Origin of the sequence: Cryobacterium sp. BB307, from assembly GCF_012274275.1 — a bacterium.
GTDB lineage: Bacteria > Actinomycetota > Actinomycetes > Actinomycetales > Microbacteriaceae > Terrimesophilobacter.
This window is the reverse complement of sequence record NZ_JAANZA010000002.1, coordinates 704,363-718,342: the sequence shown is the minus strand read 5'-3', so window position 1 is coordinate 718,342 and position 13,980 is coordinate 704,363. Positions and strand designations below refer to the sequence as shown.

At 64.9% G+C, this 13,980-nt stretch carries 14 protein-coding genes; 6 read left to right on the top strand and 8 right to left on the bottom strand.

Annotation, left to right across the window (positions count from 1 at the left end; genetic code table 11):
* Positions 1 to 5 precede the first annotated feature (5 nt).
* Positions 6 to 380 (bottom strand): DUF1622 domain-containing protein, encoded by a 375-nt coding sequence (locus HGK58_RS10730; RefSeq protein ID WP_168627560.1) that lies wholly within the window; start codon positions 378 to 380, stop codon positions 6 to 8.
* 187 nt (positions 381 to 567) lie between these two features.
* Here HGK58_RS10730 and HGK58_RS10725 point away from each other — a divergent pair, with 187 nt between their 5' ends.
* Together HGK58_RS10725 and HGK58_RS10715 are read left to right on the top strand one after the other, a co-directional pair.
* Positions 568 to 1,347 carry a CPBP family intramembrane glutamic endopeptidase gene (locus HGK58_RS10725; protein ID WP_168627559.1) on the top strand — a complete coding sequence of 260 codons (780 nt, stop codon included), beginning with the start codon at positions 568 to 570 and terminating at the stop codon, positions 1,345 to 1,347.
* A 734-nt stretch (positions 1,348 to 2,081) separates the two neighbouring features.
* A complete protein-coding gene (locus HGK58_RS10715) occupies positions 2,082 to 2,645 on the top strand; it encodes a carboxymuconolactone decarboxylase family protein (RefSeq protein ID WP_168627557.1) in 564 nt (187 codons plus the stop codon).
* A 56-nt stretch (positions 2,646 to 2,701) separates the two neighbouring features.
* Here HGK58_RS10715 and HGK58_RS10710 read toward each other — a convergent pair whose 3' ends face one another.
* Positions 2,702 to 3,169 (bottom strand): DUF1801 domain-containing protein, encoded by a 468-nt coding sequence (locus tag HGK58_RS10710; protein ID WP_168627556.1) that lies wholly within the window; start codon positions 3,167 to 3,169, stop codon positions 2,702 to 2,704.
* 131 nt (positions 3,170 to 3,300) lie between these two features.
* Between HGK58_RS10710 and HGK58_RS10705 the strand changes: the two genes are divergently transcribed.
* From HGK58_RS10705 to HGK58_RS10690, 3 genes are all read left to right on the top strand, one after another.
* Positions 3,301 to 3,573: a helix-turn-helix transcriptional regulator gene (locus HGK58_RS10705; protein ID WP_168627761.1), complete on the top strand. Its 273-nt coding sequence runs from the start codon at positions 3,301 to 3,303 to the stop codon at positions 3,571 to 3,573.
* A 325-nt stretch (positions 3,574 to 3,898) separates the two neighbouring features.
* Positions 3,899 to 4,462, top strand: coding sequence for a dihydrofolate reductase family protein (locus HGK58_RS10695; protein WP_168627555.1), 564 nt, complete (start codon positions 3,899 to 3,901; stop codon positions 4,460 to 4,462).
* Between the two features lie 66 nt (positions 4,463 to 4,528).
* Positions 4,529 to 5,311, top strand: a complete 783-nt coding sequence (locus HGK58_RS10690; protein WP_210422824.1) for a hypothetical protein — start codon at positions 4,529 to 4,531, stop codon at positions 5,309 to 5,311.
* Positions 5,312 to 5,319: 8 nt separating this feature from the next.
* Here the strand turns inward: HGK58_RS10690 and HGK58_RS10685 are convergent, their stop codons facing one another.
* Entirely contained in the window at positions 5,320 to 5,985 is a 666-nt protein-coding gene (locus HGK58_RS10685) for a DNA alkylation repair protein (protein WP_168627554.1), read from the bottom strand.
* A gap of 187 nt (positions 5,986 to 6,172) precedes the next feature.
* Here HGK58_RS10685 and HGK58_RS10680 point away from each other — a divergent pair, with 187 nt between their 5' ends.
* A complete protein-coding gene (locus tag HGK58_RS10680; protein WP_168627553.1) occupies positions 6,173 to 8,953 on the top strand; it encodes a DUF2207 domain-containing protein in 2,781 nt (926 codons plus the stop codon).
* Here the strand turns inward: HGK58_RS10680 and HGK58_RS10675 are convergent.
* The 5 genes from HGK58_RS10675 to HGK58_RS10655 are packed head-to-tail and all read right to left on the bottom strand — an operon-like array spanning position 8,926 to position 13,896.
* A complete protein-coding gene (locus HGK58_RS10675) occupies positions 8,926 to 11,136 on the bottom strand; it encodes an MMPL family transporter (protein WP_168627552.1) in 2,211 nt (736 codons plus the stop codon). The two genes, HGK58_RS10680 and HGK58_RS10675, sit on opposite strands and share 28 nt — an antisense overlap.
* A gap of 35 nt (positions 11,137 to 11,171) precedes the next feature.
* Positions 11,172 to 11,864, bottom strand: coding sequence for an anti-sigma factor (locus HGK58_RS10670; protein WP_168627551.1), 693 nt, complete (start codon positions 11,862 to 11,864; stop codon positions 11,172 to 11,174).
* Positions 11,845 to 12,411, bottom strand: coding sequence for a sigma-70 family RNA polymerase sigma factor (locus HGK58_RS10665; RefSeq protein WP_168627550.1), 567 nt, complete (start codon positions 12,409 to 12,411; stop codon positions 11,845 to 11,847). The genes HGK58_RS10670 and HGK58_RS10665 overlap by 20 nt, the downstream gene beginning before the upstream one ends.
* A 24-nt stretch (positions 12,412 to 12,435) precedes the next feature.
* Positions 12,436 to 13,026: a class F sortase gene (locus HGK58_RS10660; RefSeq protein WP_168627549.1), complete on the bottom strand. Its 591-nt coding sequence runs from the start codon at positions 13,024 to 13,026 to the stop codon at positions 12,436 to 12,438.
* Positions 13,027 to 13,077: 51 nt separating this feature from the next.
* Positions 13,078 to 13,896 carry a DUF4397 domain-containing protein gene (locus HGK58_RS10655; RefSeq protein WP_168627548.1) on the bottom strand — a complete coding sequence of 273 codons (819 nt, stop codon included), beginning with the start codon at positions 13,894 to 13,896 and terminating at the stop codon, positions 13,078 to 13,080.
* Between the last annotated feature and the right edge of the window lie 84 nt (positions 13,897 to 13,980).

The following is a 13,980-nucleotide window of genomic DNA, read 5'->3' as shown; positions in this document are numbered from 1 at the left end:
CCGGGTCACGCCGTGCGCTCCACGGGTTCGGTCGTCTCATCATCCGTCGGCTTCTGCCAGGGCCATCTGCCAGTCACTTCCAGCTGAAGCGCCCAACTGAGAAATGTCCGGATGAGCACAATGATGGCGAGCACGGTGACGGATTGGAGGGTCGGTGTCACCGCCACTGTCTTGATGATGTCCGCCGCAACGAGGAGCTCTAGGCCAAGCAGGATGGCGCGCCCGAGCACACGGCGGAATCTGGTGTAAATCGGCCGCTGCCTTCGGAGTCCGCGCACTCCCGCGTCCACCATCGAATAGGTGATTCCCAGGACGATTGCTACGACTCCCATAACGTCAACGACCTCACCGACTGTCTGGATGACTGCGCCGATCTCCATGTCGAGCTCCAATCCGAGGTCAACACCATTCGATTCACTGGCAACCTCGGCGGCGTCACCCCTGCAGGGTGAGTGACACGCGCACCTCGATGGTGATCAATGAACGCCCGAGAACTCTCCCCGCAAACTCAGAACCCAAGCACGAGTCGACCTCGGATGATGTCCGGCATCCAATAGGCTTCGCGTCGTGCCTACGCTGGAAGAGCAAGTAGACGTGAAGCCGGCCTTTCGCGCGCCTTTTCTCCGAGTCCTCACGTTCGATGTCAGGACCGGGATCCTGTTGCTCGTCGTGTTCGGTGTGGTGCGCATGGTTCTCGTGCTTCAAGCCAATGTGACGGGCACCTATCAACTGGTGAGTCTCGTCTTCGTCGCGATGGCGGTGCTGCCCTGGATCGTGCTCACGCGTGCCGGTCGGCGAGCCATCGGAGTAGTGCGCCCGTCGCGCTGGCGTTGGATGCTGCCCGCCGCGTTGGCGGGCGCCGCGGCTTGCTTCGCTGTCTACTTCGCGACAACCGCGCTGTGGGGGTTTTCGGTGCAGAACCCGTTCGCCTACATCGCGCGAACCTACTCCAACGTGCCTGAATCACCATCCGAAGCCGACCGACTGGTGTACTTCATCATCTACGCGGTGATCAGCATGCTCTTCAGCCCCATCGGAGAGGAACTCCTCTATCGAGGCATCGCCCACGAGAGTTTCGCGTCGCGCCTCGGCAATCGCTCGGCCGTGCTCGTGGACGCAGGCGCCTTCGCGGTCACCCACCTCGCTCACTTCGGCATCGTCTTCGTCGCGGGTGCGTGGGCGTTCCTTCCGCTTCCCGCACTCCTGTGGGTTGCCGCAATGTTCCTGAGTTCGCTCGTCTTCTACGCGTTCCGGATGCTTACCGGATCGCTCGTTGGCGCGATCGTCGCCCACGCGGCGTTCAACCTCGCGATGAACTACGTCATCTTCTACGGCGTTCTGGCGTAGTAGGAGACGGCTGGGGAGCCCCGATCGCCGAAGCAGATCGGGCTCGCTGAACTCGCTTCTGGTATGACCGCGCGGCACGAACGCGTGCGCCGCAGGCTGGAGTGCACCACTCTCGACGCGGGTGGTCTTTCAGAAAGAACAGGTCGCACCCCGGGCGCTCGCACATGCGCAGCCGGGCGGCGTCAGCGCCGGTGAAGAGGTCTACCGCGTCTCCGGCCAGCGTGCTGAGCACCTGGTCGGCGGGAGCGCCCGCAGATTGCTTCGTCATGGCGGGACGGGCGTCGCCATTCCAAGCCATCGATGACCACCGCGGCGTCAGGGCGGCCGCCCGGTTAATCCGTTCGACGTCGTGCGCACCCGGCGTTCCGCCGCTGACGACAGCGTCGGCAAGTGACCGCATTGCAGTGCGAAGGGCGAGCAAGTCGTCCAGTCCCGCCTCGCCGAAGCGCGCCTCGGATGCGGACGTGGCGCCGGCATCTGCAAGTCGGCCAGCGATCCTCTGAACCCATGACGTCGCCTGCTCAGGAGATCCGAGCCCCTCCGCCGGCTTGCCGCGTGTTGAGAAAGACGTGTTCATCAGGTCGAGCGACAGACGCTCGCCAATGACAGGGGCGCTGCCCTCAACATCCGACACAACCATGTTCTCATGGTAACAGCGGTTTGCAATCGTGAGAAGAGTGTGATGGGCTGTCTTATGGCAAAAGCCAGTTACAACCGCTAGAAATTGGAGCACCATGACGCGCATCCCGCTTATCGACCCCGCATCTGCAACCGGAACTGCCGCCGAGCAACTCGAAGCGACACAGAAGGCGATGGGTGCAGTGCCGAACATGGCTCGTGCGATGGTCAACAGCCCGTCAGCGCTGCAGGGCTACCTGGGGCTGTCCGGAGCGCTCGGCCGCGGTGTGCTTCGCGCTGCCACGCGCGAACGTATCGCCTTGGCGATCGCCGAGTCGAACGAGTGCGCGTACTGCCTCTCGGTGCACACCTACACGAGTGCCCACGCCGCGAAGCTCGATGAGGAGGACATCCTGTCGGCACGTGAAGGCACCGCGACCGACGCCAAGGAGGACGCCATCCTTACGTTCGCCCTTGCGGTGAACAGCAGCCGCGGTGACATCACCGACGCTGACTTTGAGGCCGTCCGCTCGGCCGGCGTCAGTGACGCCGAGATCGTGGAGGTCATCGCTGCGGTGGGGCTGAACTCCCTCACCAACTTCTTCAACAAGGCGATGAAGACCGAGATCGACTTCCCGGTCGTGCAGCCTGGGGTGGCTGGCAAGGCCGACGCCGCGTAACGCTTAACCTTCCACCCTCGCCGGGGTGCCTCACGGCGCTCCGGCGAGGAGGCGGGCTAGCTCACGGCTTTCTTCACGAGTTCGCCAAGCTTCTTCTCGTCGGTGGCGGTCAGTTTCGTCAGCGCGAACGAGGTTGCCCACATGCTGCCCTCATCGAGATTGGCTGCTTCGTCGAAGCCGAAGCTGGCGTAGCGCGCCTTGAACTTGTCGGCGCTCGTGAAGTAGCAGACGACCTTGCCGTCCTTGGCGTAGGCAGGCATCCCGTACCAGAGCTTGGGCTTGAGCTCGGGTGCGTTGGCCTTGACGAGCGCGTGGATTCGCTCGGCCATTGTGCGATCAGACTTCGGCATCTCGGCGATCTTCGCGAGCACTTCGCTCTCGAGGTCCGCCTCCTTCTTCCCGCGAGCGGCTTCGGCCTTCAGCTCCTTGGCCCGTTCCTTCATCGCTGCCTTTTCTTCGGGCGTGAACTCAGGTGCCGTGCTCTTGGCTTTGGTGCCCCGACCGGACTTCTTCTCGTCGTTCATGACGGTCTCCCTTCGGCCCGTAGGTGGGAATGAGACTAATCGGAGCAGCCGAGCGCCGCTTCTTGAAAACTGATTGGCACGGCGCTGCGGGTTCCGACGGGAGGAAGCCCCGTGAGCCTTTGTGGCGGCACATGGTCGGTGACCAATTGCGGAGGCTTCGGCACGAGCGTGGCGAGACTCTGGGCGAGACCGCGACGCGTGCCGGGGTTTCCCCTCAATACTTGTCCGAGATCGAGCGGGGTCGCAAGGAACCTTCGAGTGAGATGATCGCGGCTGTGACGGGTGCCTTGGACATCACCCTGGTCGACCTGACGCGCGAGATCGCCGAGCGTCTGATCGCAATGCGGGAGCACTCCACCACACAACTCTCGGGCACCCAATCCCAGTTCGTTCTGGCCGCCTGACCAGTCGAGACGTCGGCTTTGACGGGCGTCCTCCGTTGCTAACGCAATGAGCTGCGTAGCCAGCAGCGTGCCGTTGTCGTCGTCAAGCGGTCCGTCCAGCACGAGGACGCGCCGCTCAAAGAACTCGCGCCGAACGGTTTCGGTGAACAGCGGCGGCTTAGGTGAATCGCTCATGCCTCCACCCTGCCTCCGCGACTCCGGGTCAGGTGAGCGAATCTGCCGTTAGCAGAGCGGCTGTCAGCAGATGGCTGAAGCGGCTGGGCTCGGCGGTCTTGCCATGTCTGCGCATCCGGTGGATTCTTGGTCCTGTACGGGAGGTCCGGTGATGGGCAAGCTGATCTACTCGATGATCACGTCTCTTGACGGGTACGTGACTGACGCGGAGGGCAACTTCGATTGGAGCGTACCCGGGGAGACGTTGCACCAGTTCGTCAATGACCTGATGCAGTCCGTCGGAACGTACCTCTACGGACGTCGGATGTACGAGACGATGGTCGCCTGGGAGACGCTCCATACCTTGCCGGATCAGCCGCCCTTCATGCTTGAGTTCGCGAACACCTGGCAGGCGGCCGACAAGATCGTCTACTCCACGTCGTTGGGCGAGGTCGCCAGCAAGAGGACTCGGATCGAGCGCACGTTCGACCCGGATGCGGTGCGCACGCTGAAAGAGGATTCGGAGCTCGACATCACTATCGATGGGCCGACCCTGGCCGCGCATGCGATCCGTGCTGGCCTAGTCGATCAGTACGAGCTCTTCATCGTCCCCGCGATCGTCGGCGGTGGCAAGCGGTTCTTCCCGGACGACGTGCGGGTCGACTTGGAGCTGTTGGATGAGCGCCGCTTCGGCAGCGGGGTGGTGTACCTGAGCTACGGCGTCGCGAATAAGTGACCGTGTCACTGCCGGCGACAGCTTCTGAGTGGATGTCGGTTGTTGGCGATAGGTTGGTTGGGCCGCATGACCAACCCGCTTCCGAATGCTCCAACTGACAACGAACCGGACAAGGCGGAGCACGCTCCCGAAATTGACGTCGATTTTGACTTCAGGTCGGACACGCCAACCGGCAAGGACCCGGACTCCCACAGCCCGACGTTGCGGAGATACCACCGGATGCTGTGGAGCAAGCCGCTGCCGAACGGGCACGTGTTCGTCCTCACGACTGACACCAAGGGCGTTTACCTGCACCATGACTCGGAGCTTGGCCGCTTCTTCCTGTCCAGCGACACCGTGGCTAACTCTCATCGAAAGAGGCTGCACGGCTACTACACCCAACTCCCTGACGAGACCAACGAGGAGTTTCATCGACTCGGTTACACGATTGGCGGGAACATGGTCTTCCCGGGGAACAGGATCGAGCGACGCTTCACAATCAATCAGCACCGAGGCGTCAGCCGTTTGATTGAGGATCGAATCGATCTCACCCTCGAGTGCATTCGCCGCTACTACGCAGGCGAAGGGAGTCCCCTTGGTGAAACAATCGCCCGGTACTCGGACTTCTTCGAACTCTTCGTTGATTTCGACGGGTACGTCAACTTCTTCTTGCTTCAGGACCTCGTCAACGATCGCGCCGAAGTCGACTTCTTCCTACCCTTTGACGGCTTTGAGTCGTCTCCGTTGCCGAAGAGTCTCGAGTCTTACGTCGATTATCGTGAGCGAGTCCTTGATTTCGTCAGGGCACGGAACCGTCGCATCGATAGCCTGCACGGGGGCTCGAGAACGCCGGCGAGACCCTCAGTCTGAGTCGAAAGTCACCCTTGCCGGCTCACCATCTCCGCGATCCAGATGGGCGCGAACGGTGAGGTGCAGTTCGGGGGAGTGGGGTAGTCCTTCAGGACCTCCAGCCGCTCACCGATGTCGATCGCGCGGGGACGCAGGTCGGCGTTCTGGATGCCGATCTCGGCCAGGCAGTGGTTCATCGCCCACTGCAGGCGGTCGGGGGCATCCTTCATCTCCGACTCGACGGTGTCGAGCAGCCCGGTCAGGTCGATGCCCTCAGGCTTCTTGACCACGCGGTCCGTGGTGAGCGCCCATCCGGCACTTGCCACCACCGGGTCGGAGTCAGCGAACCAGCGCACACGCAACTCCTCCATGTGTGGGCTCTTCTTCACCACGTAGTTCACGAGCCAGTCATGCACCTTTGGCGCGCGAGCCTCGCGCAGCATCGCATCCAAGTCGTCCGCGCTGTACAGTTTCGGCCGGCAGATCAGCAGCGCCAGCAGCCGAGCCGCGGTGTCATCCGTCGCCCACAGTTCCAACGCCAGGTCGTGCTGCGTCTTCAGCCGCTTCGCCACCTCACGCAGCTTGCTGAGGTTCACGCCGTGATCGTCACCGCGCTTCTCGTTCGCCTCGCGCATCTTCGGGTCGGCGAGCGCGTCAAGCTCGGCCATCACCGCCGCCAGCTGTGTGTCCGCCATGCGGGCCTCCCGTCTCCACACTATTCCGGATGCCGGTCTGCCGAGCACCCGCGGAACGTAGGGTCGAGAATGAGAACAAGGCATCCACCATGATGGTGGAGTGACGGATGCCGGAGCTGAGCCCATACGCGACGACGCTCCACAGCAAACCCGATTATGGGTAGCGCTGTCGAGGCGGCTGCTCGGCATGGAAGCCTGGCTCCGATCGCACGGGGGCCGCCGACTGCGCGTCGGACTCCGCACCTTCTGGGCACTCGTGGCGGTTGCCGGAGTGGTGCTGCTGGTGGGCCCGGTGATCAACAAACCGCTCACCCTCGACGACATCACCAACTCGGCGAGGAACGCCACCGACCGGTGGATCGCCCGTGACTTCGCCGTCGACTACCGCATCTCCCGCACCCCGGAAGGGGCGCTGGTGAGCCAGGTGGAGGAGCGGATCAGCGCGTTCTTCCCCGAAGACACCCGGGAGAACGGGATTCAGCGGGTGCTCGCCACCCAGTATCAGAGCCACGCCCTCACGCCTCAGAACATCGAGGCGACCCTCGACGGTGAGCGGGTGCCGGTCGGCAGATCTTCGACGCCGGACCAGCTGACCCTCACGCTGAACGGACCAGAACGGTTGCAGGGCGATCACGAGTTCGTCCTCCGCTACCAGCTCCACCATCTGGCTTACCCGACGACCGACTCGGCGTCCGACCAACCGGTGGAGCTGCTCGAGTGGGATGTGTTCGGACTGTCCTGGCCGCAGGGATTCGCCGGCCTTGACGTGCAGATCACCCTCCCGGAGGACCTCGACGACAGTTTGATCAGGCAACCGCGCGGCAGCCTCGCCTGGAGCATGCTTAGCGCAGGCGAGTGGCTCACCGCCGAGCCCGGCGCATCCGGCGACGTCACCTATCGCTTCGTCAATGATCAGCGGATCCCGCCGAACGCGCAGGCGTGGTTCACCATGAGCTTCGAACCGGGCACGTTCACCATGCCGGCGCCGAGCCCCCTGTACTGGCTTCAGGTGTTCGGGCCGCTCCTTCCGCTCGCGTTCCTCGCGGTCACCCTGCTTCTGGCGCTGGCGGCACGCGCGGTTGCCTGGAGTGACGTCCGCGGGCGGCCCTGGTACGTCGTGCAGACCGTCCCGCCGACGGACGTCACGCCTCGGATGGCCGCCCAGATCCTCCGGGCTACCGCAGCGATGGAACTCGCCGAGGCGCTCCGGGCGTCGCAAGCGAAACAGCTGAGCAAGCGAGAGCAGAGAGAGCGGCTGGTTGCCGCCGCGAAGGTTGCGAGGCGAACCGGGCGTGTCGGCGACCTGCCTCGTGCCCTTTCTCGCTACCTGTCCGCAGCCGAGCGACGAGACCAGTTCTCGGCCGGATTCCGGCGGGTACCGCATGGGTTGGTGCGGGACCTCTTCATCGCGGCGCCCATCGCACTGACCTTCGTGCAGTGGGGGCTCATCCGCCAGTTGTCCTACCAGCCGGTGCTGGCTGTTCTCTGGTGGCCGGTCGCGTTCGTGCTCATCTCATCCGTAGTCGCCGCCATCGTGCTCTGGATCGCGCTGTCATCGAGACCACTGACCAGGCGCGGTGCGCTGGTCAAGCAGCACCTGCTGGGCATCCGCGAATACGCGAGGAGAACGCAGCTGCTCGACCGGTCCGCACCCAGCGAGCGCCTGCTGCCGTACGCGGTCCTGCTCGCCGAGCCGCGCGCAGCAGGTGCGAGCACGGTGGCCCGGATCGAAGCCGGACTGGGCGAAAGCGGGGTCTCGAGCCGGTGGCGCATCCGTGAGTACCTGACCTGGCCGCGCCTGATCATCCGGGCGCTCTCACTCATCATCGTGGCCGGGGCGATCGGTGCAGTCGCGCTGCTGCCCAACCCGTACCCGCAATCGGTCGACCGCGCCTCCTACTCCGGTGACGTTCCGGGCACGCTGTGGACCAAGGTCAACTCCCTCGAAGCGACCGCGCAGCTGTCTCGCACGGACGATGGGCATGCCCGCCTTGACGTGATCGAGCGACTCGATGTGTCCTTCACCGAGCGCGGATCCCGGGTGCCGCAGTTTGCGCAGCAATGGCCGAACCGCCTGAACGGGCAGGATCTCGGCCTGCGCGTGGAATCGGTGCAGATCGACGATCGCGACGTGCCCTTCGCGACGCAGCAGGAGGGAGACACCCTTCTCCTGAGGACCACGCTGGTCGAGGTGGTGAACGGCGAGCACGAGGTGCGGATCGAGTACACCCTGGCGTCGGCGGCGGTCGCAGCGCAGCAGGGGAGTGAGATCGTCGACCGGGTGCGCTGGGCGGCGCTTCTCGACGGGTGGGAGTGGAACAGCGGATGGGGAGCCGATCCGGTGCCCGATCCGCTCCGGATCGAATTCCGGATGGCAGACGAGCTCGCGGCGCTGGCCACGACCGGCGGATGGATCTCCAAAGACACCGAGTCCGCCGAGCGCGCCCGTGATTGGCAGCCCTCCGTGGTGCCGTTCAACGCGGTGGCTGCCCCGAATCCCGGGGACTCGCACGCTCTGGAGTTGAAGCAGGACGAGTTCGGCGGGTGGCCGCTCGAGTTCACGGTGGACGACGTAGGTACCCGGGTGGACTTCCCTGCCGGCACCTTCGCCGGCACCGACGATGCGGCACTGCGGGTGTCCCAGGTCATGAACATCCTGCCGGTGATCCTGGTGGCCACGCTGGCCGCGATCGGGCTGGCACTCGGCTTGGCTGGCGCCAGCGCAGGATTCACCAGGCGCGCCCGCGCGTTCGACCCCGGCTCGTTCCGCGACCTTGTGTGGTGGTTGGCCCCGGCGGCGACGCTCGCGGCGCTGATCCTGTTCGTCTGGGCGAGCAGCGACATGCCCACAGACCACTCGGCGTTCCCTCTACTCGTTTGGCCAACGCTGGCTGCGTTGATCGCATCCCCAGCTGGCCTGATCCTGACCAGGAGCACGCGCTACTCGCGGCGATCCTCTCCTGAATGACGTGCGAGCTTCGACGGCCACCAGATGGCCGGCCCGATGTCATACGCGAGGGCCGGGACCAGCAGCGACCGAACCACGAAGGTATCGAGCAAGACGCCAAAGGCGACAATGAACGAGATCTGCACCAGGAACAGGATCGGGATCACCGACAGCGCCGCGAAGGTAGCCGCGAGCACCAGTCCAGCCGACGTGATCACCCCACCAGTGATGGTGAGCCCGCGCAAGATGCCCTCCCGGGTTCCGTGGGCAAGCGATTCCTCGCGCACGCGCGTCATCAGGAAGATGTTGTAGTCGATACCCAATGCGACCAGGAAGATGAAGCCGAACAACGGCACCGCGGGGTCAGCGCCAGGGAACTGGAAGATCCCGTTGAACACCAGCGCCGACACGCCGAGCGCCGTTCCGAACGACAGTACAGTGGTGAGGATGAGCAGCACCGGCGCGACCACGGAACGCAGAAGCATCATGAGGATCAGCAGAATCACAACCAGCACCACCGGGATGATCACGTTGCGGTCGTGAAGCGATGCGTCGTTGGTATCGATCGCGGTTGCAGTCACGCCACCGACGAGCGCACCGGGTACCGCGTCGGCAAGCTCCGCCCGCAGTTCCCGGACGGTACCGGCGGCTTCATCCGAGTCGGCTGCGTCGCTGAGCGTGCCCTGAAGCAGCACATCCCCGTCCACGGCTGTCGGCTCGGGTGCAGGTGTCCCGGGCGGGCCCAGTGCGACGATCCCGTCCTCGGCGACACTCGCCGAGCCGCTGGGCGAATCGGCCGCGACCACCGTGACGGCGTCAACACCGTCATGGGCGAGGAGCACGTCGGCGGCGTCCTGAAGGTCGCCCTCCGGCACCACGACGAAAGCCGGACTGCCTGACCCCCCAGGGAAGTGCTCCCCGAGCGCCGACTGGCCGTCGCGCGCTTCCGATGCGCCAAGCAGCAGATCCGATTGCGCGACGCCCACGGCATTCAGCTGCGTGGCACCGAAGGTGCCGATGACCAGCACCACAGTCGTGACGATCCAGATGAGTCGTGGGTGGCGCCGAATCTGCCCTGCAAGCTTCGCCCACACCCCGCGCGACGGCATGTTTCCCTCGGCCGCAACCACCTCAGGTTCGTAGATCGGGCGTCTCGGCCAGAATCCGGCGCGTCCGAACGCGAACAACAGCGACGGCAACAGGGTGAGACTTGCGAGCATTGCGAAGATGATGCCGATCGAGGCGACCGGACCGAGTGTGCTGTTCGACTTCAAGTCGCTGAGCAGCAGGCAGAGCAATCCGGCGATCACGGTGCCGCCGGAAGCGATGATCGGCTCGAACGACCCCCGGATCGCCCGGGTGGTCGCCACCCACTTGTCGGTGTTGACGCGCAACTGCTCACGGTAGCGAGACACGTAGAGCAATGAGTAGTCGGTTGCCGCGCCGATGACGAGGATGAAGAGGATGCCCTGCGTCTGGCCGCTGAGCAGCAGGATCCCCGCCTTGGCGAGCCACCACACCGAGAGCAAGGCGATGCACAGCGCGAACACGCTCGTCGACAGCACCGCGATGGGAAGCAGGAACGAGCGGTAGACGAGCACCAGGATGACGAACACCGCAAGCAGGGCGACCCCAAGGAGAATCCCGTCGATTCCCGCGAAACCCGCGACGAGATCCGCGGTGAAGCCGGCCGGGCCGGTTACGTACACCGAGACTCCGGATGGCGTGGACTCCCGAAGTGAGTCGCTCATCGCGGTCACCACCTCGTCCACTGACGCGCCGGACTCGACTTGCGCGAACGCTTGCACAGCCAGGCCATCGTCGGATTCGATGGCGGGGGAGACATCCGGAGCCACGCCCTCGAGGTCAGGGAGGTCGGCGATGGCGGCGGAGATCGAGCTCAGCTCGGCGTCGGTCAGCCTGCTTTCCCCGGCGAAGACGATGATCGCGGGAATCGCATCGCTGCCGTTGAACTCGCCCAGCAGCTTCTGCACCTGGGTGGCGTCGGCCGACTCCGGCAGGTAGGTCGTCTGGTCGTTCGACGACACCTCGCTGACCTTGCCGAAGTAGGGGCCGCCCACCGACGCCCCCACCAGCCAGACGATGATCAGCGCGGCCGGGACGAAGATCCGCAACCACCTTGGCGCGCGGGCGCGGGCCGGCGGTGTCGGCGGATCCGTGGCGCGTTCAACGGTATGTGTCATGCGCTGACGCTGCCCGGTGGGGCGTGACCGGCGCCTCATTCAAGCTGTCCGCGGACGATGGAATCGCCCGAGTGGGTGGGGTTGCCATCGTACGGCTCGGCTGACACATCGACCAGGTCATAGGTGGAGAGGTCGATGCCGTCAGGAATCGGGAGAGTGGCTGTCGGGCCGGAGGCGGTGCCGAGGCTCACGAGTCGGGTCGCGTCGGATGAGATGAGCCACACTTCCTCATACGCGTCGTTGAGACTGGGTGCATCGAAATCGATGTGCACCACACGGGTGCCGTCGGCTTGTTGCTCAACCACAGCTTTTCCGGTGGCGCCCGGCCAGGCGGGGAAGGCTTCGAGGGTCGCGGTTGCGATCACCGTGGGTGGAGACGGCTGCGCAAACTGCCAGAGGACGATCCCGAGGGATGCGAGGAGTGCCACGCTCGCGGCCACCGCGACAAGCGGAACCCACCGGCGCCGCCGGGGAGCGAGCTCGACGACCTCAGCCGTCGGCTCCTCGGTGATGCCCAGCTCGTCAGAGATGCGGTCCCAGACCCGCGGAGACGGTTCAAGCAGTTCCCCCGCCCCGAGGGTGGCTCGTCCAACGCGTGCAGCCCGGCTGTAGTTCGCGAGTTCGGACGCACACTCGGGGCACTGGGCGATGTGTTCGCGATACTCGCTGTCGGCGACCTCCTCGCCCATGCCCAGCAGCGCGAGGGTGTCAGGGTCCACGTGGCGCATAGGTCACCTCCAATCGTGCGCGCATCCGCTGCAGGCTGCGCCGGATGTGACTCTTGACCGTGCCCAAGGGTAGACCCAGCCGTTCTGAGATTTCGTTATGGGTGAGATCGTCATAGAAGGCGAGTCGCACGACCACTTGCGCTTCCGGCTCCAGGTGGGCGATCTCATCCGAGAGCACAAGGGTGTCGGCGAGGTCATCGGGCTCGACGACGGCTTCGAGCGGACTGGTGGTGGCGGCGAGCTGAGCGTGCAGTCGGCCGATACGTGTTCGCGCTTCGTGCGTGTCCGCGATCTTGTTCTTTGCGATGCCCACGAGCCAGGTGGACAGCTGCGCCCGGGACGAGTCGAACCCCGTGCGGCCGGTCCACGCCGCCACGAAGGTCTTCTGGGTGACATCCTCGGCATCCCCGACATCGCCGAGAGAGCGAACAGCAATCGTGTACACGAGCGGTGACCAGCGTCGGTAAACCCACGCAAGCGCCTCCTCGTCGCCCTCGACGAAGGCGGCGGTGAATCGTGCCTCAGCCTCATCGGCTTCGCTGGCCATTTTCGGGATACTACTCGCGCCGGTTCACGGCGTCGTGGGGATTGCGATCACGACGATGTTGTCCTCGTAGTGACCGGTGCCGTAGTCGAACTGTCCGCCGCACGTGATGAGAGCCAGCCGCGGGGCGCCTTCTCGGTCGAACACCTCATCGAGCGGCAACCGCGCTTTTTCGATGCGCTCCACGGACTCAATCACGTATTCGTGCACGACACCCTCAGCTGAGGTCACCGAGACGACCGCCCCGACGGATGCATCCTTCAACGCTGCGAACGGACCGATCCCGTACTTGGGAGAGTCCACGTGGGCCGCGATGACCGTCGTGCCGGTGTCGCTGGCGGGGTCCGAGCCGTACTTGTACCAGCCTCCGACTGCGACATCCGGGGGAATCTCCATGAACCCGTCCGCCTCCACGCCCACCGGCCGCACGGTTACATCGACTTCGAGGGAGGGGATCTGCACTCGAGTCGGCGGCGTAGGTGCTGGCACCGCCCCGAGGGCCGCGCTGTGGGTGCCGATCTCCGAATCGGCGCCGAGGCTGCTGTGCTGGCTCGGCGTTGCAGACGGAGAGGGCTGCTCCTGAGTCCAGGAGCAGCCCGCCAACAGAAGGACAGTCATGCCCCACACCCCGATCTGCGAGAACACGCCTGCCCTCCTGGTCTGCACCGGCTAGCCTTCGTTCTTCGCACGCACCCGCAGGGTCACCATGGTTCCCACTGCGAGGAGCGCCATCAGCCCGGCGATTCCGATTCCGATGAGGGCCGGGTCGGGGTCGGCAACCAGTCCGGCGGTGCCTGAATTCACACCACCCGGGGCCGCATGAAGCCCATCGATGGTCTGCACGGCCAGGGCGAGGTTGCCGTCCTCGAGGCTCCCCCACGCGTAGACGATCGTGTTGACGCCCTCTTGAACGTTCACGTCAGCCGGACCGATAACAGGTTCGGTTGTGCCCGTCGCCGCTACTGCAGCCGAGATCGTGCCCGCTGGCAGATCGGCCTTGACCTCGTTCGGGTTCTCGAGGTTCGTGAACGCCGCCTCGCCGTTCGCAAGGACATCGACGGCGGGAGCGGCTGCCGTGTGACGCACGGTGAGCCGGCCCGTTCCGGCGGCAGTGGTCGCGAGGTCGTTGGTGAACATCGTCGCTGTTGGGGTGCCATCGGCTGCGAGGTGGGCAACCGCCGTGTAGCTGGTGTTGGCGGCGAGCGTGAGTGTGACCGGTCCGATCGCCGGGGAGGAGATCGGGTCGTCGGGCGCCGTGATCACGACCTCGTAATCGCCGGCAGCAAGATCGAGCGGATCCGTGAGCGTCTCCGGCGCGAAGTCTTCGATCAGGACCTCGCCGTTGACCCACACATCCACGGTCAGGTCCGGCACGGCGTGCAGAAGATAGAGATCCGCTGTCGAGGGCGAGATCGCCTGCGCTGGTGCAGCGAGACCGGCAGTGGCAACGAAGCCGGCCGCAAGTCCCGTGAGAATCTTGTATCGCATTGTGTCCTCCTCATTGAGTGGGCGGGAATCGCCCGTCACAGAGGTACTTCCTGCGGGAGGGGTGTTTTGGATGCACCTGGCCGA